Raw genomic sequence first — 20,273 nt, 5'->3', positions numbered from 1 at the left:
GCTTGCTTACTTCGCTTGGTAAGGACTAAACCAGTTCTTTGCGGTAGGTCTTCTCGAATTCCTCGTCTACGTGGTAGATGGATTCTTCGTGCTGGCTCAAATCGAGGCCCAGTTCCTCATCGGCTTCTTTCACCCGCAGGCCAAACAGGGCATCCGTCACTTTCAGCAGCACCCACGATACAATAGCGGTGTAGCCGATTACGATAGCCAGCCCAAGCACGTGGTAGCCAAACACGGTGGCCGTGCCATTTACCAAGCCCACGTTGGCCGCAAACACGCCGGTAAGCAGCATACCCACAATACCCCCCAAACCGTGGCACGGAAACACATCCAGCGTGTCGTCGATGCCCGTACGGCTATTTTTCCAGTGCACACCCATGAAGCTGATGCTGGAGGCTACCACGCCAATCAGCACGCTCTGCCCGTAATCCACGTAGCCGGCGGCGGGTGTAATGGCCACCAGCCCCACTACCGCCCCAATGCAAGCGCCCATAGCCGTTGGTTTGCCGCCGCGGGCTACTTCAATCAGCATCCAGGCGACCAGCGCCGCCGCCGAGGCCAGGTTGGTGTTCACAAAGGACAGTGAAGCCATTTCGTTGGCCCCCAGCGCCGAACCGGCGTTGAAGCCGAACCAGCCAAACCACAACAAACCCGTACCCAGCAGCACGAACGGCACGTTTGGCGTGGAAAACGACTGGCCGCGGTGCGTTTTGCGCGGACCCAATACCAGGGCGCCTACCAAAGCCGCCACACCCGCCGAAATGTGCACTACCGTACCACCTGCAAAGTCAAGCACGCCCCACTTGCGCAGGAAGCCTTCGGGGTGCCAGGTCCAGTGGGCCAGCGGGCAGTAGATGAACAAACAGAACAGGATGATGAATGCTAAGTAGCCTTTGAAGCGCACCCGCTCAGCAAACGAACCGGTAATCAGGGCCGGCGTGATGATGGCAAACTTCAGCTGGAACGCAAAAAACAGCACCAGTGGAATAGTAGGCGACAAGGTGGGGTGAGTGGCCGTACCCACGTCTTTCAGCAGGAAAAACGTGCGCGGGTCGCCAATAAGGCCCCCGATGGAGTTGCCGTAAGACAGCGAGAAGCCCACGAAGTACCACACCAACGAAATCACGCCCAACGCCACAAAACTTTGCAGCATGGTGGAAATCAGGTTCTTGGGCCGCACCATGCCGCCGTAGAAAAACGACAAGCCCGGCGTCATGAGCAGTACGAAGGCTGAGGCCGTCAGCATCCAGGCCACATCGGCGCCATTGATGGTGTTGGGCGTTGCGGCAGGGTGGTTCACTTTCACGAATCCGGCTACCGCGCTCAGCACAAAGAGCACCAGCAGCGCCATTGTGCCGTAGTTAAGTTTAGATTTCGAATGTACTGTCTGGTCCATGAGGCAGTTAATTGGTATGTACGTTGTGGTTTTCAGCTTCCGGAGTAGGGCCGCGGCGTAGTCTTTCCTCTGTGTTCAAGCCCGCGCTAGAACTTATATACAGCAGCCAGTAAGGCACTTACGGTGCTGTTTTTCGCGGCCCCCGACTTGTTGGCGAACAGCGAGAAATCGGTGTCGCCGCTGTCCAGGCGCATTTCCGGGATGATGGTCAGGTTGTCGATGCGGAAGTTGCCCGACAGCGTGGTTTCGATAACCGAGCCGCTGAAACCGAGCACCGATTTGGTGTCGCCCAGGTACTCCCCGCGTAGCGTCAGGCCGAACCAGGGGGCCGGGTCGAGGTTGGCATACAGGGCGCTGCCCCACCACGCGTGGTAGTCGCCCCAGCCGGTTTCGCCGCGGTATTGCCGGTACTGCGCGGTGCCGTTGTAAGAGAAGCTCAGCAGGCTGGACGGCGCAAAAGTCAGCACTACGTCCCCCTGCTGCACCCGCAACGAGTCGTGCTGGGCCCCGCCCTGGTAGTTGAAATAGGCTTTCACTTTGCCGTCGGCCGAGCCGGTGGCCACTTGCGCAACAAACGTTTTGGGCATGCCGCTGGCACTTTTCAGGTCGGTGGGGTTGGCAACGCCGGCCATCAGGGTGGTTTTCTCGCTCAGCACGTACTCAGCTTTCACGCCGGTATGGAAAAACGGGCCATACGAGAACATATAGCTCATACTGTAATTCCGATTCAAATACGGGTCCACCGACTCGTACCCGATGTGGGTGGCCCAGCTACCGGCTGTCAGCTTGATTTTCTCTGAGGGTGAATACGTTACGTACAGCTGCTTGATGGCAAACCGGGTGTTGGCGTCGTTGTAGGAAAACTCTTCGGCCCGCCGCCCAAAGCCCAAATCGGCCACCAGACCCACCTTGCCAATGGTGTGCTCGGCCTTCACCGACACCATCCCTAACTCAAACGACTGGTGGCTGTTGGTGAAGCTTGTCAGGTTGTTATAAGGAGCGTCGCCGGGGTTGTGGAGGTTATAGCGGTAATAGCCGTCGGCGTAGCCGGAAATCTTGAAGGGTGAGGTTTTAACGGAGTCACCCGGCTCCGTGGTTAGCGGCGCGCACAAGGCAAGGGCAGCGGTAAAAAGCAGCATACTGGTTAGGGTTATGAGTGATTATTGGTAAAGCATAGCGCGAATGGGCATACCGGCATAGGCCACTCATGCGTGCGAGTTACTTTCCTTCTTACTCCCCGAAAAACAGCCCGAAGCGTAGCTACTGAATGCGCTACCCCCTCTTGCCCCCATCAAGAAGCACACCTACTACTATCCTTGAAAATGCTTTTTTAGCTGACCTGCCGGGGGGTGGCAAGTCGGTCGAAGGCTGCCGGTCTGAGTGGCCAGCCAGGTTGTCCGGGACTACAGTGCTATAGCTATTGGCGAGCTATGGCACGTAGCAGACAAAACGATGGTCTAAAGCAGGTATTTCTGAAAACCCCTACTTATTGTAAGGCCAATATATACAAACGCTTTATAAAAAGCAGAATACACCTATTAAATTTTATGCCTTTTGGGTTATTTATTGAAATAAAATCTGAAAATGACCCTAAATATTGAACACCCTATTTCACTACGCGTTATGGCTGCGTGTTTCCCTCATCGAATACACCACCTACATGCATTTATGGAGTCCGCCTTGATTCTTGACGAAACAAAAAGCCCAGTCTCCGCAGAGACTGGGCTTTTTGTTTTGGTGTCTGAATGGTTTTGTCTGAATGGTTTCACTAAGCCACTATTCATAGCTTAACTCACCTGCGCCCACCTTCAGCCGGACCCCTGGCTCGGCGGTGATGCGGCCGGCCACTTGCGCTTGGTAGCCCTTTGCTTGCAACTCAGCCACCACCGCTTCGGCCTGCGCTTCCTCTGTCACGAGCAACATGCCGTTGCCCATGTTCCAATACAGGTAGGCTTCAGTAGGCGTGATACCAGCCAGCTCGGCCAGTTGCTGCATGGCGGGTAGTGGCTCGAACAGGTTGGTCAGCTCAGCACCCACGCCGTTTTTGAGTACGCGCTTGAAGTTGTCAGCAATGCCGCCGCCGGTGATGTGCGCGGCGGCGTGCAACGGCAGGCCGGCATCCAACACCGCCCCTACACCGGGCGAAAAAATCAGTGAAGGCGCCAGCATAACGTCTCCCCAGGTGCTACCCATTTCGGCGGCGTCGGAGCCGGTGTAAGGAGCCGTGTGCCAGGCCTCACCGAAAGCTTTGGTGAGGGCACGGCGGGCCAGGGAATAGCCATTGGAGCGGAACGAAGGCGAGCGAAGCGCCACCACCGCCTGACCGGCGCGCACGTTGGCACCGCTTAGGGGGCGCTCCAGGCTGGGGTGTAACACGCCCACCGCCGTCGAGCACCAGTTGAAGTTCATGCGGGCACCGGGGTAGCCACCAATGCGGTTGCCCAACTCGGCAATTTCGCCGCCCGTTACGGCAATCTCACTGAACTGCGCCGCGTCGTGCAGGCCGCGCATCAGCTCGTCTACCACCTCGTAATTGAGCGTATTCACGTCGATGATGTTCGACAGGTTGGTGGGGATGAAACCGGCCACCACCAAGTCGTCGGCCACCATGGCAATCAGGTCGTAGCCCAGCGTGTCGTAGCGGTTGGTGCGCTCCGCCACTTCAATCTTGGTCCCGATACCATCGGAGCCGATACCCAGCCGCTCAGCACCAAACCGGATTTCGTTGGAGAAGCCGCCGGCCAAGTCCTGAGCCGGCTCGCCGGGCTTGCCAGCACGGGTGCTGAAGGTTTTCTGCGCCCAGTTGTAGGCATTCTTGGAAGCGGCATTGCCTTCTTCAATGGAGTAGCCGGCGGTTTCTTTGATGGTGGAGGACATATGGAGAGCTATTTAAAGCTAGAAAACTAGTTCCCCTCCTCAGATGAGGAGGGGTTAGGGGTGGTTGAAGAACTAGAGTCAGAAACTAGAGCTAGCAATTGTTCAACGATCAATCAACCACCCCTAGCCCCTCCTCATCTGAGGAGGGGAACTAGTTTTCTAGCTTACAACTCTAGCGTCGTTGAACATATTAATGCTCAGTTGGCTCCGGGGCTTTGGCGCTTACTGAGGTTAGCGCTTCGGCAGGCTCTTTCTTGCGGTGGCTCTGGCGCTCTTCCTGGATGTGGCGCAGGTACTTGGTGACGTCGCCAGTGGGGTAGTTGCCGGTGAAGCACGCGAAGCAGCTGCCGCCGTGGCCTTTCTCTTCCGAAAACAGCTCCTTCAAATCGTCCAGCGACTGGTAAATCACCTTATCGGCTTCAATGTAGCGGCAGATTTCTTCCTCGGTGTAGTTGGCGGCAATCAGCTCGGTGCTCATGGCCATGTCAATCCCGTAGATGCACGGCGACACAATGGGCGGCGCGCTGGAAATGAAGTACACCTCCTTGGCTCCCGCCTCGCGCAGAATCCGCACAATGCGGCGGGAAGTAGTACCGCGCACAATGCTGTCATCGACTACGGCCACCTTCTTGCCTTCCACAAACTCGCGGATGGGGTTCAGCTTTTTCTTCACCACATCCTCGCGGCCGGCCTGGCTACTCACAATGAAGGAACGCCCCATGTGGTTGTTCTTCACCAACGCCCGCCGGTACGGCACCCCAATAGCCTCCGCCAACCCCGAGGCTGCAAAGTAGCCCGACGACGGCACGTCAATCACCATATCCGGCTGAATGCCCGACTCGATTACCTTACGGGCCAGTATCTTGCCCAAGCGCACCCGCTCCCGGGCCACCAGGCGGCCATGAATCGTGGAGTCTTCGCGGGCGAAGTAGATGTGCTCGAAAACGCAGAAGTTCTTGGGCTGCTGGTATGGGTTCTTGTAGTGAACTTTGAAGTCGCTATCAATGAATATGGCCTGCCCCGGCCCTACGTTCTTAATGAAGTCGAAGCCCAGGTAATCGAAGCAGGTGCTCTCGGAGGCAAAGGCATACACTGGGCCGCGGGGAGTGTCGCGGCGGCCCATTACCAGCGGCCGAATGCCCAGCGGGTCGTTGAAGGCCAGCAGGCCGTGCCCGGCAATGATGGTGATGGTAGCGTAAGCGCCCTTCACCAGTTCCTGGGTGGTTTCCACGGCATCAAAAATATCCACCACCGACAGGGCATCGAGGTTTTTCAACCGCAGCTCCGACGCGAAGGTGTACATGATGAGCTCCAGGTCGTTGCTGGTTTTGGGCAGCACGTGGTACTTCTGGTGCATCAGCTTAGCCACCTGCCGGAAGTTGATAACGTTGCCGTTGTGCACCATACTCAGCCCGAACGGGTAGCTGGTGGTAAACGGCTGCGCCAGCTCGGTATCATTGGAGCCCTGGGTGGTGTAGCGCGCGTGCCCAATGCCGATGTTGCCTTTCAGCTTCTTGAGCTGCTTGGGTTTGAACACGTCATTGATCAGGCCGTTGCCTTTGTGCAGGTGAAAATTGTCGTCGAAGGTGGCAATGCCCGCGGCGTCCTGGCCCCGGTGTTGCAAGGCCGTGAGGCCAATTACGATGTCCTGCACAACATCATCGGGGCCGTAAAAACCTACAATTCCGCACATGGCGTTTTCAATTAAAAAGTAAGAATTAAAAATTAAAAATTGAGCAACTAAAAAAGGCCAAACCATTGCTGATCAGCCGCTTTTAATTTTTAATTCTCAACTTTTAATTCACTGCGAAGCAAGCGGGCCAGGGTATCGGCGTAGATAAAGTGCTCTACGGCCAAGCCGCGGCGCTCTACTTCGTGTAAGGTGTTGGCCCCACGCAAATCTACGGGCGCTTGGGCCAGAATCGGACCGGTATCGAGGCCCTCGTCAACCACGTGCACCGTTATTTTGGTTTCCGGCAACTGGTTTTCGAAGGCCCATTCGTAGGCGTGTAGCCCTTGGTGCTGGTGGGTGTCGGCGGGGTGAATGTTGAGGATGCGCCCCGCAAACGCCCGAATGAACGTGGGCGACAGAATGCGCATGTAGCCGGCCAGCACCAAGTAGTCGGGCGCGTACTGGTTGAGCAGGTCCACTACTTCGGCGTCAAACTCATCCCGCTTGCGGCCTTGGCTGCTTAGGCTGGCCGTAGGGCAACCCAGCGCGGCAGCCGTTTCCAGGCCGGGTGCATCGGGCTTGTTGCTGAACACCACGGCCACTTCGGCCAAGCCATTGAGCACGCCGCCTTGCACGGCGTTTACCAGGGCTACCATATTGGAGCCCCGGCCCGACAGCAAAATGGCCAGGCGCTGCTTGCGGGCGCTATGGTTACCAGCGGCCTTCAAGAACGGGAGTTGGCCGCTGGCCGATATCAGTGCGGATGTATGCATCCTTAAATTTAACCTTTTCTACTTCCGTGTACACCTGCGCTACCGCCTCTTCCAGCTCCTGCCCGTGGCCAACCAGCACCATCACCCGGCCGCCACTGGTTACCAGCTCACCGTCTTGTTGGCGGGTAGCCCCGTGAAACGCGTGGATGTTGTCGGGCAGTTTATCAAGGCCGGTGATAGGGAAACCCGTCGGGAACTTGGCCGCCGGATAGCCACCCGAAGCCAGCACCACGCCCACGTAGTAGCCGGGCCGCTGCCACACGGTGGTTTGGGCCAGGTTGCCATCGAGGGTGGCTTCAATGAGTTCCAGCAGGCTGCTTTCCAAAGCGGGCAGCAGCACTTCTGCTTCCGGGTCGCCGAGGCGGACGTTGTATTCCAGCAGCTTCGGCCCCTGCGGCGAAAGCATCACCCCGAAATACAGGAAGCCGTTGAAATCGAACTGCTCGTTTTGCAAACCCAGCAGCGTGGGGTCCACAATGTCGGTCCGGATGGCGGCCAGCACGTTGTCGTCGGCGAAAGGCACGGGGCAGTAAGCGCCCATGCCGCCGGTGTTCGGGCCTTTGTCGCCGGCTAGCAGCTGCTTGTGGTCTTGGGAAGGCGCCAGCAGCCGGATCCGGTTGCCATCGGTGATACCGATGATGCTGATTTCGGGACCCGTCAGTTTTTCTTCCAGCAGGAAGCTGAACCACCCGGTGTGCTCGGCCTGTAAATCGGTGAGGGCCTGCTCGGCTTCCGCCAGGGATGAGCACACGTATACGCCTTTGCCTGCCGCCAGACCGTCGTACTTCACTACCACCTGCCCATCCAGTTCGGTGGCTTTGGCGCGGGCTTCGTCCAGCTGGTCGCTCCGGTATTGCCACGACTGTGCCGTAGCTACCCCGTGCCGCCGCATGAAGTCTTTGCTCCACACCTTGGAGCTTTCCAGCACCGCCCCGGCCCGACTCGGCCCGAACACCCGAATATCGGAACCGGCAAAGTAATCGACCACGCCCGCCGCCAGCGGCGCCTCGGGGCCCACTACAATCAGCTTGACGCCATGCGCTTCGCAGAAGCTTTGCACCGCCGGAAAATCGGTGGCGCTGATTTCGGGGTGGCTGTTCGGGATGCCGCCGTTACCGGGCAGTACGTGCACGGTAGCCCCGTCTTGGGTCAGCTTCCACGCCATGGCGTGTTCACGGGCCCCGCCGCCGAGGAGTACTATATTCTTATTGCTGGTGCTCAAGGTTGTGTGGTTGATAAGTCAGGGGTAGCAAGCGGTGTTAATCGTAGAAGGAAAAGGCTTCTGCATCTCCACCTATTTCCACTATCTGCCAGTTGCGAAATTGTATACCAAAGCCATGCTCTTCTTCCCACTCACATCCGAACCCTATTCCAAATCGTCCTAATTCAGGCTCTTCTGGTAAGTAAATTGTGTAGGGATGGTAGTAAGGAAGCAATGCAATGGCGTCTGTAACCACGGGCATATCAAGTGGACGTCCGTAGATGGTTTTGAATCCTTCAGCAACACGTTGGTAATGTTCGAAAGCTGTATCTACAATAAGCCTTTCCAAACTTGGCAGCCGTTGCAACAACGCATCCAAGGCGGCTTCAGTTAGAGGCGTTAGTTCTGTTACACCTTCAAAAAGCACAGGCACTGAGGCATGCTTCTCAAAAAGATCTACTGACACTTCTGCCATTAAATCTTCATGCTCAATATGCAACGTGTCTTTCCAGTCGCTCATTTCGGTTAGCTAATGTCCTCGATGGAAAGAATCTTGCCGCCTTCCAACTGGAAGACCGACTTGCCCTGCATCTGCAAGGTGTCGCCGGGTTTCAAGCCGTTCGGGAATGCTATGGCTGCTACGCCGGTGTAGTCAATCAAAACTTCCACTTGGTTGTCGGCTACTTGCCAATCGGTGACGCGCTGCTCCCGCTGAGAGAAATATTGCTTGGCCTGCTCGGCCTGCTGCCGGAAGCTTTCCTTGCCGGTCGTGGTCAGGTTCACTTCGCCGTTAGCAATGTCTTTGAACACTACCTCGTCGTGCAGGTTGGCCACCATGCCGTCTACGTCAAAGCGGTTGTACGCTTCGATGTAGGCTAGCACGAGTTGCTTTGGAGTGGCGGTTTCCATGACGGCTAAAGAAGTGGACTATTGCACCCGCAGTTCAGCGTTTGAGGGCATACTCATTGACGAGTTCAGGCATCTTTCATGATACCAGCACGCACCAGGTTGCCTACTAGGCGGGCCTGTACGTCGCCCTCGGTGGTGGTTTCGTTGTTGGTTTGTAGTGGAGCCCCCGTGATACGCTCGTAGATATCGAGGTAGCGGCGGGTGGCTTCGGCCGATACTTCGGGCGTGAGGGCGCGGGGGTACTGGCCGTCCTGCTTGTTGGCAATCAGCCACTGGCGCACGTACTCCTTGTCCATCTGCTCGGCCGTTTCCGGGTTCTTGGCGTAGTCTTCGGCGCTCCAGAACCGCGACGAATCCGGCGTGTGGATTTCGTCGATCAGAATCAGCTCCCCGTTCAGCAACCCGAACTCGTACTTGGTGTCTACCAGGATGATGCCGCGCTCCGCCATCCACTGCGAAGCGAAGTTGAACAGCTCCAGCGCTTTCACGCGCATCTTCTCGTACAGCTCAGCCGACACCCACCCCTCTGATACCAAATTCTCGGGCGTGATTTCGCGGTCCGATTCCTCTTTGGTGGTCGGCGTTACAATCGGCTCGGGGAACTGCTGGTGCTTGGTCAAGCCATCCGGTACGGTTACGCCCGAAAATGTGCGCTGGCCTTGCAGGTAGCCGCGCAGCATGGAACCCGTGAGGTAGTTGCGCACCACCATTTCCACCCGAATCGGCTCGGCTTCCTTGGCCAACGTCACGTTGGGGTCGAGCAGGCTGATAACGTGGTTGGGAATGATGTGCTGCGTCTTTTCGAACCAGAAAGCGGCCAGCCCGTTTAGCACCGCGCCTTTGTGCGCAATCGGCGTTTCCAGCACCGAATCGAAGGCCGACAACCGGTCGGTAACGACGATGAGCCGCTCGCCCGAGGGGGCCCGGTACGAATCACGGACTTTGCCACGGTGCAGGAGTTCGAGCTGAGGGGTATCGAAATGGTTGAGGGTGTCCATAGGTAAAGTGTCAGCCGGTCCGGAAGGCCGATGAACTGCGAGGGTGTCTTAAGATGAAAACTGGCTGGCTTCCTGCGGCGAAACGGCGGTTTGGCGCTGGCTCTGCACGTGCTCCACAATGTTGAGGAACAAGCGTAGCCCGTCGCCTTCCTCACTCAAACCGGGGTTGAGGCGCTTGCGCCGGGCCCAATCGGGATGGTTATACAAGGAGAGGAACGCCTCCGGGTGCGGCATCAGCCCGAACACCTGACCGGTAGTGTCGGTCAGGCCGGCGCAGTTGAGGTCGGCGCCGTTGGGGTTGTGCGGGTACACGTCGGTCGGTGAGCCGTCGAAATCGGTGTAGGACAGACAGTTGAGTGCCTGCTCTTCGATATGGGCCAGCGTGTCGGTACCCGAGATGATGAGGCGGCCTTCGCCGTGGCGCACAGGCACTTCCATGGTGTCGAGGCCCTTGAGGAAAGGCGAATTCGACTTTGGGTTGACTTTCAGGCGCACCCACCGGTCTTCGTAGCGGCCCGAGGCATTGTGCGTGAGCGTTACTTCGGGCGTTACGTTGCCGCTTAGGTTGGGGAGCAGCCCGAGCTTCACGAGTACCTGGAAGCCGTTGCAGATGCCCATCACGAACTTGCCGTTGGCCACGAACTCCTTGATGTCGTCGAGCAGCGTGCGGCCTTCGGCGTTTTTGCGGTAGCGCAGCTTGTTGGCCAGCACCACGCCGGAGCCCAAATCATCACCGAAGGAAAAGCCGCCGGGGAAGTTCAGGATGTCGTAGTTGTGGATGCTGACGTGGCCGTGCAGCACTTGGTTGAGGTGCACGATGGTGGCTTCGGCGCCCGCCAAGCGGTAGGCCGCGGCGTATTCTTCTTCGCAGTTGATGCCGAAACCCGTGAGAATCAGGGCCTGGACTTTCTGGCTGGTATCGTTCATGTGTTGGTCGTTCATCGGGCGGCCTCCTCTCCTGCTGGCTGGCCGAAGCCAATGATGCGGTTCACCGGGCCGTTGGTCCACTCGTGGCGCAGCACAGCCGTGCTAGCCGCAATGACCGGCTGCCCGTTGTGGCGCACCGTGAGCTGGCTGTCCGGTGTAACTACCCCGAGGCGCGTGGCGCGGCTACCGAAATGCTGCTCGAAAGCCACTACATCTTCGGGCGCTACCGTGGCCACAAACCGGGAGTGCGACTCCGAAAACAGTTGCACCTGCACCGGCAAGCCTTCGGGCAAATCGACCGTGGCGCCGTAGCCGTGGCCAAAGGTGGCTTCCGCCAGCGCCACCGCCAAGCCGCCATCCGACAGGTCGTGGCAGGACTGGATGAGGTGCTGGTCGTTGGCCTGGCCCATGAGGGTGTAGAGTTCCTTGGCCTTGTCGAAACGCACTTGCGGCACGTTGGCGCCTAGTTCGCCGAACAGCTGGTAGAACTCCGAGCCACCGAGCTCGTCGTAGGTTTCCCCTAGTAGATAGACAATGTCGTCAGCCTGCTTGAAGTCGGAGGTGATGGTGTAGCGGACGTCTTCAATCTTGGCCGTCATCGAATACAGAACGGTGGGCGGTACGGAGATTTTCACGCCGTCGGCCTTGAAGTCGTTCTTCATCGAGTCCTTGCCGCTGGTGAGCGGGATGCAGTAGGCGGCCGTGGCGTCGCGCAGAGCTTCGCACATCCGTACCAGCTTGGCTAGCTTAAGCTTACCATCGGGGTTGGTGGTGGCGTCGTACACCGAATCGGGTACGCAGAAGTTGTCGTTGACGGACCAGAAGTTGCCGTCGCCGTAGCTCAGGTTAGGCAGCTTGCCGCCCACGGCCACAATCTGACGCACCGCTTCATCAAAAGCACCAGCCGACATATGGTAGGCGTCTAGGTCACCGAAGCGGGGCAAGATGCCATTGCTCACGGCCACGCCTTCCCAACTCTCGAAGTTGAAGCGCACTACGGCAGCATCCTGCGGGGCTTGGCCCGTGGCACCCATCAACGGCTTGATGATGGTACGGCCCTTCACCTCGTGGTCGTACTGCCGAATCACCGACTCGCGGGAGCAGATGTTGAGGCTGCCGAGCAGGCGGGTCAGCACATCAGTTGTAGAGACGCATACTTGCGTCTGGTCGTTGCTGAGGTTGTTAGCCCCAACGGCGCGGTTTTGGTCGCTCAATGGGGAGACGCAAATATGCGTCTCTACACCGTCCTGACGAATTTCAATCGTTGGCTCCGCGGCTTGGGGTTTGCTCCACTCAGCTTCCAGCACTTTGCGCGGCACGCCGTTGTGCAGAAACTCCATGTTCAGGCGGGCTACTGAGTCGCCATCGAAACGCACATCCAGGTAGCCGTCGGCGGTGAAGTAACCGATGTCGGTCAGCTCCACTTCCATTTCGCGGCCCAAGGCCAGCAGCTCGTCCATTTTAGCGGGCTCCACGGCCAGCGAGAAACGCTCCTGCGACTCACTCACGAAAATCTCCCACGGCCGCAGCCCCGGATATTTCAGCGGTACTTTCTCCAGCTCCACCACGGCCCCGCCGCTGATGGTGGCCAGCTCGCCAATGCTGGACGACAAGCCGCCCGCGCCATTGTCGGTGCTGCACTTAATAAGGCCGCGGCGCGTCGCCAGCACCAGGAAATCCATGGCCAGCTTCTGCGTAATCGGCGAGCCGATTTGCACGGCCGTAGCCGGCGAAGTTTCGTCTAGCTCGATAGAAGAGAAGGTCGCGCCGTGGATACCGTCTTTGCCCACCCGGCCACCGGCCATGATGATGCGGTCCTGCGCGTCAATCTTCTTCTCCCACGAATCCAGCCCGGCCAACTGCATCGGCATGACAGCACCGGTGCCGCAGTACACCAGCGGCTTGCCGGCATACCGGTCGTCGAACACGATGGCGCCATTCACCGTCGGTACGCCCGACTTGTTGCCGCCGTCCTCGATGCCCTTGCGCACGCCTTCAAAAATGCGGCGCGGGTGCAGCTGGTTGCTGAGCAGCGTACCGTTGAACTCGGGGTTACCGAAGCACAGCACGTTGGTATTGAACAGCAGCCGTGCGCCCCCGATGCCAGTAGCCAGCGGGTCGCGGTTGTTGCCCAAGATGCCCGTAATGGCCCCGCCGTACGGGTCGATGGCCGAAGGCGAATTGTGCGTTTCCACCTTCCATACAAACAACGACTCGGGGTTGATGCGCACCGCGCCGGCGTTGTCACTGAAAACCTTAATCAGCCAGTCGTTGCCGTTGGCCCGCAGCTGGCGGTCCACTTCGGCGGTGGCATTCTTGATATAGGTTTTGAACAGGCCGTCTATTTCGTGCTCCTCGCCGGTGTCCGCATCCTTATACTTGATAACGGCGCTGAACTCCTTGTGCTTGCAGTGCTCCGACCACGTTTGGGCAATGATTTCCAGCTCGCAGTCGGTGGGGTCAGCGGGCAGGCCGGCGGCTTGGCGCTCGGGGGCAATGGCCACATAATGGTCGCGAACGGCCCGCATTTCCTCTAGGTTGAGGGCGTAGAGGTTGTCTTTGGAGAGCTGCACCAACTCGCTGTCCGTCAGGTTGGTGAGCGGCACGAGGTTGGTAATAGATTCGGCCCCACCACCGGGCCGCGGCGTGTAGTCGCGGATGTCGGTTATGGGGCCGGATTCGAAGCGGTTGATGAGCTTGTTACCGAGCAGCTCTTCGGCCAGGCGGCGCAGGTCGGCGGCAGGCAGCTCGTGCTCCAGAAAGTACAGCCGCTTGCTGAAGATGTGCTGCGTGTGCGTGTCGAGGGGCTGGTTCAGGAAGTCGCCGAGGGCGTTCTGCGCCGATATGCCTTCGTCGTCGGTCACGCCGGGCAGCTTGGCCACCAGGATGTAACTCTTGTACGTAGGCTCGTGGCGAAACTCGTCGAGGGCCACGTCGTGCAGCACCGGGTCTTGCAGGCAGTGGGTCGCGAAGTCGCGCAGCTGCTCGTCGGTTACGGGATAGCGCACCGTGTAGAGGGCGGTGCTTTGCACCCGGCCAGTCGTGAGGCCAAGGTGGCGTTGGGCAGCTTCTGCCACACGTTGGCCCTCGCCATCATGTTGGCCGGGCTTGAGCAGAAGCTGAATGGTTCTTTGGGTAGATTCCAAAAGGGAAGTGGGTTATCTATTTTTCGGTTTCCCACGCGCCGCAACTGGCAGCCGTGAGGAAGCATACCCGCGCAGAGTACGCCGAAAATGCCTTGCTCCTGCGCCGGTTGCGCCGAAGTAGGTTTAAGAAAACGCTTTTTCCGGCCGACTGCCGGGCTTCACCACCGGAATACCTGCCCGACACAGCGGGCAATCATCGGGTGCGTAGGTGGCCGCCGTTACCGGCAGCAGTGCAAAGTTCGGAAAAGTTAGCTCAGCTTTCCCACCCGTGCGGTCAATTAAACTTACTACGGCCAAAACTTTCGCGCCCAACCTTTCCAACACGCGCGCTACTTCGTTGGTGCTCTTGCCGGTAGTTACCACGTCTTCGGCAATAACAATTGTCTGGCCGGGCTCCACCGTGAAGCCCCGGCGCAAGGTCATCTGCCCGGAATCGTCACGCTCCGTGAAGATGCCCGGCACGCCCAGCTGGCGGGCCAGCTCGTAGCCAATTACTACGCCACCCATAGCCGGGCCTACCACCAAGTCGGGTTGCAAGCCAGCAGCCCGCAACTGTTCGGCTAGCTCAGCCGCCGCTGGACCGGCCAAATCGGGACGCCGCAGAAAGCGGGCGCACTGCACATAGGTATCGGAATGCAAGCCGGAGGAAAGCCGGAAGTGGCCGCGCAACAGGGCATCTTCCTGCACCAATTGTTGCTCTAGGGCTTCGGGAGTGAAGGTGGTAGTCAAGAGGTGGTTAAGTAGAACTTAGATGTGAGAATTCAGAAGTTAGACTGGCAAGGCCCAGCGTTCCAGATGAGGCTACACGCCTACCGGCCGCAGCTGGTTGATTTGAGCGGTCAGTTCTTTGGCTGCTGCCGCGGCATCCGAGGCCTGCCAGATTGCGCGTGAAGCGTTGATTAGAAGTCCCTGTCCGTCGGCACGCAGGCCGGCATTCAGGGTAGCTTCCAGGTCGCCGCCTTGCGCGCCGATGCCGGGTACCAGGAACCACTGTTGGGCGCTGATGCTCCGGATACGGGCTACGGCTTCGGCATTGGTGGCACCTACTACCAACCCGATGTTGTGGTGCTGCTCGTTGAGCTCCTGCGCCACGCCGGTGGTGTAGTCGGCGAGGGTGCCGCCCTGGGTGAGGGCTACATCTTGCAGGGAATGAGCGGGCTTGTTGGACGTTTTGGCCAGCACGAACACCATCTTGCCTTCGCGGGCGAAGGGCACAATGGAATCGTCGCCCATGTAGGGGTTCACCGTCACCGAATCGGCCCCGATTACGTCGTAGGCGAAGCGGGCATAGTGGTCGGCAGTGTTGGCAATGTCGCCGAACTTCCCGTCCAGAATCACCAGCACCTCCGACGGAATCCGGCGTACGGTGCGCTGCAACAGCTCCACCCCACCCGGCCGGCTCAGGAAAAAGGCCAGGTTAGGCTTGAAAGCCGCCGCGTATTCGGCCGTCTGCTCGATGATTTCAACCAAGCGGCTTTCCACTTGCGCATCGTCGCCGATGGGGTCGAGCCCCACGCAAAGCAGGGAGTTAACTTGCTGAACGCGGGCAGTGAGTTTGTTCATGGGGGTGTGAATGAAGATCTAATTGTAGCGCGGAAGCCACAGGAAATCCGTTCCGCGCTACACCTTAGCGGTTTACTGTATTCGAATTGGGTGCTACGTGGGCACACTCATGCGCCAAGCGGGCCGAGAGGCCGGGCTCCAGCCATTCGCCGCTGGCTATCTGCACGGCCGAAGCACCGCACCGCAGATAGTCCGTGACGTGCGCGGCCGTAAACACCCCGCCGGTGCCGAAGATGGGCAGCGTAATCCGCTCATCGTGGGCCAGTTCCCACACGCACCGCAAGGCTACGGCCCGCAAGGCCTCGCCCGACAACCCACCAACCAGGGGCTCGGCCGTGGCATCATCGGGTAAGTGAAGCGCTTTCAAGATGTTGGTAGCAGCCAGTGCGGTAGCGCCGCCCTCCTGGGCTCCCACCGCGAGGCTCCGAATGTGCTCGGGCCACGGGGGCAGCTTCACTACTACGGCGGCGTCGGGGCCTAGCTCGTTGCGCACGGCCTGGGTGGCTTCGCGCACAAACTTGGCGGTCAGGTCTTGGCCGTTGGCCGTATCGGGAGAAGATATATATACTTCCACCCCGGCTATCTGGTCGCCTACTTCGCGGGCCAGATACCGGGCAATCTTGCGGAAGCCCGGTATGCCTGGTGCCGTGATGCTTACGAACACGGGCACGCCAAACCGGCGCAAATGAGGCAGATGCTCATGGGCCAGAATTTCGGCGCTTTCGGTGCGCATATTGGTGGCATTGAGCAGGGTTTGCTCGGCTACCTGCCAGACACCTTCCTCATACAGCCCAGGCTTGGGCTCCATGGTGACGGTTCGGGTGAAGATGCCGCCTAACCGCTCGTAACCAAGTCCGTCGGGCAACTGCCAATTAGCAGCGGCCAAACAAACGGGATTTTGCAAAATGAGGGAACCGAGTTGCATAGCGTAGAAACTAAAAAGCCCGTCGGGCTACGAAGGACTTTATTTCAAATATTGTCGGAATGAAAATCCACTAGGCTCCAGCCTAGAACGTTCCGACGGCACAACTTGCGTTGAGTCACTTTCAGCAAACCACTCTGCCTTACTACCGGTGTAGTGAGGATATTAAGCAGGTCGGCAACAGCCCCTAAATCACTACCATCGGCTTAAGACAGATACTTGAGTGGCGGTTGCTGGCATACACCGATGCGAGGGTATTGGTGTCCATCAGGAATTGACTGACAGGTGGAAGTAATGGGTGGAAAAAGCAGCGTTGGTCGGTGAATCACCCGAATTGGCGGAACACAAAAAAACCGCTTCGGAAACCAGAGCGGTGAACGGGCTAAAAACCAGAAAAACAAAAGAGCCAATGGCGAAAACGACCTTCCGGTTGTCTCGCAGGACAGCTTCCAAGCAAGTCCCACGCTTCATCAAGGAGTTTTGATTGGAGTGAAGCACGAAGCAAAAGTACCAAATGATTTCACTGTTACCAAGCAACCACAGAAAAAACCGCGCGCCTGAAGAAAGTTTATTCCTGAGCCAATTTTAGAAATCGAGCATTACCAGACAAAATATCATACATTTTATTGATCTGAAATTCAATATTTTACATTATACATCGACAATATTTTACAGCCCACGCACCTTGTTGTTTCAGATAACCTATCCAATAAACTCTGTTTGTAAAATCCGCTTCAGCAGAATTCATCAACTTAAAATAATACAAATAATGATTTATTCTTCTACTTATATAGTATAGAGTGGTCACAACAGGCAGCTATGGTGCAACTCTACCAAACAAAGTAGCATTTTCACTTACTTTAATTGTATTAATAAAATTATATTAAACCTTTATAAGTACAATAAGATTGGTGCATGGTATCTTTACCCCACCTGAACTAGCCTCTATCTTTTCCTATGAAACATCTATTGCGCGGGTTGTTAGTAGCTGGCTTTTTGGCTTTTACGCCAGCAGCCTACGCCCAGGATTTTGTTGCCGCCCCCATCGAATATAGTGAGCGGGTACCCGACGAAAATGCGGAAGCTAGCGTGCTTTACCAGCGCACTCTCGATTGGACCGAGAACCGTTTCACCTACAAGCCCAAAGAAGTTATCCGGACTGATGCCACCAAGGGAGAAATCCGGGTATCCGGAACGGTGAAGGTGAAGACGGCTTCCAATTCGGGGCAGATGCAGGAACGGCCTGTTGTTTTCGAATTTGTATTCCGCACTTTGCCAACGGGTTATGAATATAGCGTAGGGTATTTCCGCGTTATTCCTGACGCTAAAAACCCAACCACTACGGTGCCGTTTGAAGAATTTGTGTCGCAGTTGGCGAAGGAGCGCAATAATGAGCGCACCCACAACGACCGGCGCGTAACGGCGCAGGCAACTTCCTTGGCCAGCGAAATAGCTATGTCGTTTCGCTCGTACATGAATAGCCGCCCGGCTGCCGGCGCTATAGAATAGCTTGTGCAAGTGAGGCCTAAGCTGGCTGCACCGGATTATATGCATCCGCTGTAGCCAGCTTATTTATTTTCTACCCATACGATGCATCCGCGCAGGTAGCGTACGAGCGTCAAGCAGCAGAAAGCCATCCAGGCAATTGCTGAAGTTGGGGTCGAGGTTGAAGCCGAGTAGCCGGGCGTTTTGCTTTAGGTACTGGCGTAGTAGCACCGGCACGCCAGCACCTCCGGGCTCTAAGCCACAAATTAGTTGTTGCAACTCTTGCAAGCTGGTGAGGCCAGTTTGGAGTAGCACCGCAGCGTTGTTGCCATCGAGCGGCTTATATTGAAACTGCTTGCGCGGGCGCACGTGGGCAGCTAGCTGCGCATCAAAAAAATGACGCGTAAGGTATTCGACCATCACCGCCTTGGAAACCGACGAAAACTGATTGCTGATGCTTACGGGGCCCATGAGGTAGCGGTATTCTGGATGTGCCAGCATGTATTCGGCAATTCCTTCCCAGAGTAGCGCCAGTGGTAGTGGCTGCCGCTGGTACTCCGGGCGGATGAAGGAACGCCCCAGCTCTAACGACTGGCGCAGCACCGGAGTCAGCTCTCGGCTGAGTTTGAATAGGGAGTGGAGGTAAAACCCGCGCCGCCCATACTGGCGCAAAATCGCGCGACCCAGCCCTAGCCGGTAGGCTCCTACTAAGCGCTGGTTTTCCCGGTCGTATAGAAACAAATGCCGGTAATAGTCGTCGTATTTGTCGAGGTCGGTAGGCTGCTGGGTGCCTTCGCCTACCCGCCGGAAGGTTAGCTCCCGCAGCCGCCCTATTTCGCGTAGTACGTTCGGTATTTCGGCGCGCTTGGCTACATATACTTCCCAGCGGCCATTTACCAGCAAGCAGCGGCTGGCCCGCAATGCCGCAATGTCGGCTTCAATAAGAGCTGGAGCCGTTTCGGTGGTAACGGGTGGCGTGGGCAGTGGGGGCAGCAATGCAGCTTCGTCGCGCTCGGCAGCGGTACCCAATGCATACACCCGGGCGCGGAGGTAGGCCAACCGGTCGGGGGCAGGCAGTCGGTCGAGCACAGTCGGCCCGACTGGCTGCCCAATGCGCACCTGTATTGTTTGGCCGCGTTTGTTGAACAGCTCAGCCGGCAAACGCGCCGTGCGCAGCAATGGGTGCATAAAGCCCAGCAAGCTGAAGCCCGGACTATTCTGACCACTCAACCACACAGGCACTACGGGTACCCGCGCCGCTTGTAGCAGCCGCCCAGCCGTTGGGTTCCATTCCGAATCGGTGGCAGTCCGGAAAGGGTTGGTACTATGTGCCACTTCCCCGGCCGGAAAAAGCAACAGCGGTACATCATTGTGCAGGTGGCGCAGCAAGCGCCGCACCCCCGGCACATTGCGGCCAGCCGCCGCTCGTTCCGGGCTAACCAGAATGAGCTGGGAGGCCAGTTGCGGCAGTAAAGGCGCCAGCAAATCGTTGGCTACGGCCCGCAAGTCAGGCCGGGCTTTGCCCAGTACATGCAGCAGTACGATGCCATCGAGCAGACCGCACGGATGGTTGGCTACCACCACAAAAGCACCTGCGGGCAGCCGTTGCAGTTCGGCGGCATTGTAGCGAACGGTGATGCGCAGATGCAGCAGCAATTGCTCAATGAAGGCAAGCCCCTGCTGATGCTGGCATTTCTCGTAGAGCTGCTGTAAATCACGCAGATGCGCGAATTGCTCCCACATCGGACGCAAAAAATCGCGCGACCAACGCAAGGTATCCTGTACCGACAAACCACGAGAAGGCAGTAACTCCATAAAAGACAACTAAAATAGTCCGATTAAACAGTAGCTAGGGTAATTACCCAAACTTCGGAAATTCAGATTAGCGCCTTGTTATGAACTGGTTATCTAACCATTAAGCTTCGCTATTGGCTATTATGCTGGGCTATAACGTGCAAAGAGCCGCGTTGCAGCGCGGCTCTTTACTTTCTTCATTAACCCAATGTACTTCACTCACCACAAAAGTACGAGGCGTCGGGACGATAAGTTAGGATAAAAAATTGAATAACAAAACGTTAATATTCTTCCTTGTTTTCATTTTCTCAGGTATTTCCTTTCTGTTTTCCAAGCAATTAATTCGCTGTTAGAAATCCAGAGCGTGTTTCATTAAGTCTTACCCAACACTATTTCAATTACTTACAAAGTTGAGTTAAAGCACTGCATTTATAATATATTCTTTATACCTAATACCAGCACCCCTCCCCTGTGCCATGTTTGCCACTTTAATTAGCTGGCAGAGCGCAGCCTAATAACACACGCTACCTAGCTTTAAAACAGCCATGCAGCAGCTGTGATGTTCATATATATGCTGGCACCATTATTATCGGATTGCGTGGCATACCTG

The 20,273-nt window shown here is 57.2% G+C and carries 16 protein-coding genes; 1 reads left to right on the top strand and 15 read right to left on the bottom strand.

The features are described 5' to 3' along the window. Window positions 1-25 precede the first annotated feature (25 nt). From J0X19_RS02990 to J0X19_RS02925, 14 genes are all read right to left on the bottom strand, one after another. Window positions 26-1,396 (bottom strand): ammonium transporter, encoded by a 1,371-nt coding sequence (locus J0X19_RS02990; protein ID WP_206980888.1) that lies wholly within the window; start codon window positions 1,394-1,396, stop codon window positions 26-28. Between the two features lie 86 nt (window positions 1,397-1,482). After that, a complete protein-coding gene (locus J0X19_RS02985; RefSeq protein WP_206980886.1) occupies window positions 1,483-2,535 on the bottom strand; it encodes an outer membrane beta-barrel protein in 1,053 nt (350 codons plus the stop codon). 637 nt (window positions 2,536-3,172) lie between these two features. Continuing rightward, window positions 3,173-4,273, bottom strand: coding sequence for an AIR synthase-related protein (locus J0X19_RS02980; protein WP_206980884.1), 1,101 nt, complete (start codon window positions 4,271-4,273; stop codon window positions 3,173-3,175). A gap of 190 nt (window positions 4,274-4,463) precedes the next feature. Beyond that, window positions 4,464-5,966 (bottom strand): amidophosphoribosyltransferase, encoded by a 1,503-nt coding sequence (gene purF, locus J0X19_RS02975; RefSeq protein WP_206980882.1) that lies wholly within the window; start codon window positions 5,964-5,966, stop codon window positions 4,464-4,466. Between the two features lie 89 nt (window positions 5,967-6,055). Further along, window positions 6,056-6,673: a phosphoribosylglycinamide formyltransferase gene (gene purN, locus J0X19_RS02970; protein ID WP_242581922.1), complete on the bottom strand. Its 618-nt coding sequence runs from the start codon at window positions 6,671-6,673 to the stop codon at window positions 6,056-6,058. After that, on the bottom strand, window positions 6,657-7,940 hold the full coding sequence (gene purD / locus J0X19_RS02965; protein ID WP_206980865.1) for a phosphoribosylamine--glycine ligase: 1,284 nt from the start codon (window positions 7,938-7,940) through the stop codon (window positions 6,657-6,659). Before purD ends, purN begins: the two co-directional genes overlap by 17 nt. 37 nt (window positions 7,941-7,977) lie before the next feature. Then, window positions 7,978-8,439, bottom strand: coding sequence for a DUF6985 domain-containing protein (locus tag J0X19_RS02960; RefSeq protein ID WP_206980841.1), 462 nt, complete (start codon window positions 8,437-8,439; stop codon window positions 7,978-7,980). Between the two features lie 5 nt (window positions 8,440-8,444). After that, window positions 8,445-8,828: a nuclear transport factor 2 family protein gene (locus tag J0X19_RS02955; RefSeq protein ID WP_206980838.1), complete on the bottom strand. Its 384-nt coding sequence runs from the start codon at window positions 8,826-8,828 to the stop codon at window positions 8,445-8,447. A gap of 65 nt (window positions 8,829-8,893) precedes the next feature. Beyond that, complete coding sequence (locus J0X19_RS02950) at window positions 8,894-9,826, bottom strand: phosphoribosylaminoimidazolesuccinocarboxamide synthase (RefSeq protein ID WP_206980837.1); 933 nt, start codon at window positions 9,824-9,826, stop codon at window positions 8,894-8,896. 48 nt (window positions 9,827-9,874) lie between these two features. Then, window positions 9,875-10,768: a phosphoribosylformylglycinamidine synthase subunit PurQ gene (locus tag J0X19_RS02945; protein ID WP_206980836.1), complete on the bottom strand. Its 894-nt coding sequence runs from the start codon at window positions 10,766-10,768 to the stop codon at window positions 9,875-9,877. Beyond that, window positions 10,765-13,899 carry a phosphoribosylformylglycinamidine synthase subunit PurL gene (locus J0X19_RS02940; RefSeq protein ID WP_206980828.1) on the bottom strand — a complete coding sequence of 1,045 codons (3,135 nt, stop codon included), beginning with the start codon at window positions 13,897-13,899 and terminating at the stop codon, window positions 10,765-10,767. Before J0X19_RS02940 ends, J0X19_RS02945 begins: the two co-directional genes overlap by 4 nt. A gap of 123 nt (window positions 13,900-14,022) precedes the next feature. Beyond that, a complete protein-coding gene (pyrE, locus tag J0X19_RS02935) occupies window positions 14,023-14,628 on the bottom strand; it encodes an orotate phosphoribosyltransferase (protein WP_206980826.1) in 606 nt (201 codons plus the stop codon). 72 nt (window positions 14,629-14,700) lie between these two features. Further along, on the bottom strand, window positions 14,701-15,462 hold the full coding sequence (pyrF, locus tag J0X19_RS02930; protein ID WP_206980824.1) for an orotidine-5'-phosphate decarboxylase: 762 nt from the start codon (window positions 15,460-15,462) through the stop codon (window positions 14,701-14,703). Between the two features lie 64 nt (window positions 15,463-15,526). After that, window positions 15,527-16,348 carry a dihydroorotate dehydrogenase gene (locus J0X19_RS02925; RefSeq protein WP_206980822.1) on the bottom strand — a complete coding sequence of 274 codons (822 nt, stop codon included), beginning with the start codon at window positions 16,346-16,348 and terminating at the stop codon, window positions 15,527-15,529. A gap of 993 nt (window positions 16,349-17,341) precedes the next feature. Between J0X19_RS02925 and J0X19_RS02920 the strand changes: the two genes are divergently transcribed. After that, on the top strand, window positions 17,342-17,893 hold the full coding sequence (locus J0X19_RS02920; protein WP_206980820.1) for a DUF4468 domain-containing protein: 552 nt from the start codon (window positions 17,342-17,344) through the stop codon (window positions 17,891-17,893). A gap of 63 nt (window positions 17,894-17,956) precedes the next feature. On the opposite strand, the gene J0X19_RS02915 is transcribed toward J0X19_RS02920, so the two are convergent. Then, window positions 17,957-19,684, bottom strand: a complete 1,728-nt coding sequence (locus tag J0X19_RS02915; RefSeq protein WP_206980819.1) for a lysophospholipid acyltransferase family protein — start codon at window positions 19,682-19,684, stop codon at window positions 17,957-17,959. Window positions 19,685-20,273 lie beyond the last annotated feature (589 nt).

The organism is Hymenobacter telluris, from assembly GCF_017313265.1.
GTDB lineage: Bacteria > Bacteroidota > Bacteroidia > Cytophagales > Hymenobacteraceae > Hymenobacter > Hymenobacter telluris.
The sequence above is the reverse complement of the archived record's forward strand: the minus strand, read 5'-3'. Positions and strand labels throughout refer to the sequence as shown.

Excerpts from the sequence above, each read along its gene's own strand:
- J0X19_RS02990 (WP_206980888.1), bottom strand. The coding sequence starts at position 1,396 with ATGGACCAGACAGTACATTCGAAATCTAAACTTAACTACGGCACAATG.
- J0X19_RS02985 (WP_206980886.1), bottom strand. The coding sequence starts at position 2,535 with ATGCTGCTTTTTACCGCTGCCCTTGCCTTGTGCGCGCCGCTAACCACG.
- J0X19_RS02980 (WP_206980884.1), bottom strand. The coding sequence starts at position 4,273 with ATGTCCTCCACCATCAAAGAAACCGCCGGCTACTCCATTGAAGAAGGC.
- purF (WP_206980882.1), bottom strand. The coding sequence starts at position 5,966 with ATGTGCGGAATTGTAGGTTTTTACGGCCCCGATGATGTTGTGCAGGAC.
- J0X19_RS02960 (WP_206980841.1), bottom strand. The coding sequence starts at position 8,439 with ATGAGCGACTGGAAAGACACGTTGCATATTGAGCATGAAGATTTAATG.
- J0X19_RS02955 (WP_206980838.1), bottom strand. The coding sequence starts at position 8,828 with ATGGAAACCGCCACTCCAAAGCAACTCGTGCTAGCCTACATCGAAGCG.
- J0X19_RS02950 (WP_206980837.1), bottom strand. The coding sequence starts at position 9,826 with ATGGACACCCTCAACCATTTCGATACCCCTCAGCTCGAACTCCTGCAC.
- J0X19_RS02945 (WP_206980836.1), bottom strand. The coding sequence starts at position 10,768 with ATGAACGACCAACACATGAACGATACCAGCCAGAAAGTCCAGGCCCTG.
- pyrF (WP_206980824.1), bottom strand. The coding sequence starts at position 15,462 with ATGAACAAACTCACTGCCCGCGTTCAGCAAGTTAACTCCCTGCTTTGC.
- J0X19_RS02920 (WP_206980820.1), top strand. The coding sequence starts at position 17,342 with ATGAAACATCTATTGCGCGGGTTGTTAGTAGCTGGCTTTTTGGCTTTT.
- J0X19_RS02915 (WP_206980819.1), bottom strand. The coding sequence starts at position 19,684 with ATGGAGTTACTGCCTTCTCGTGGTTTGTCGGTACAGGATACCTTGCGT.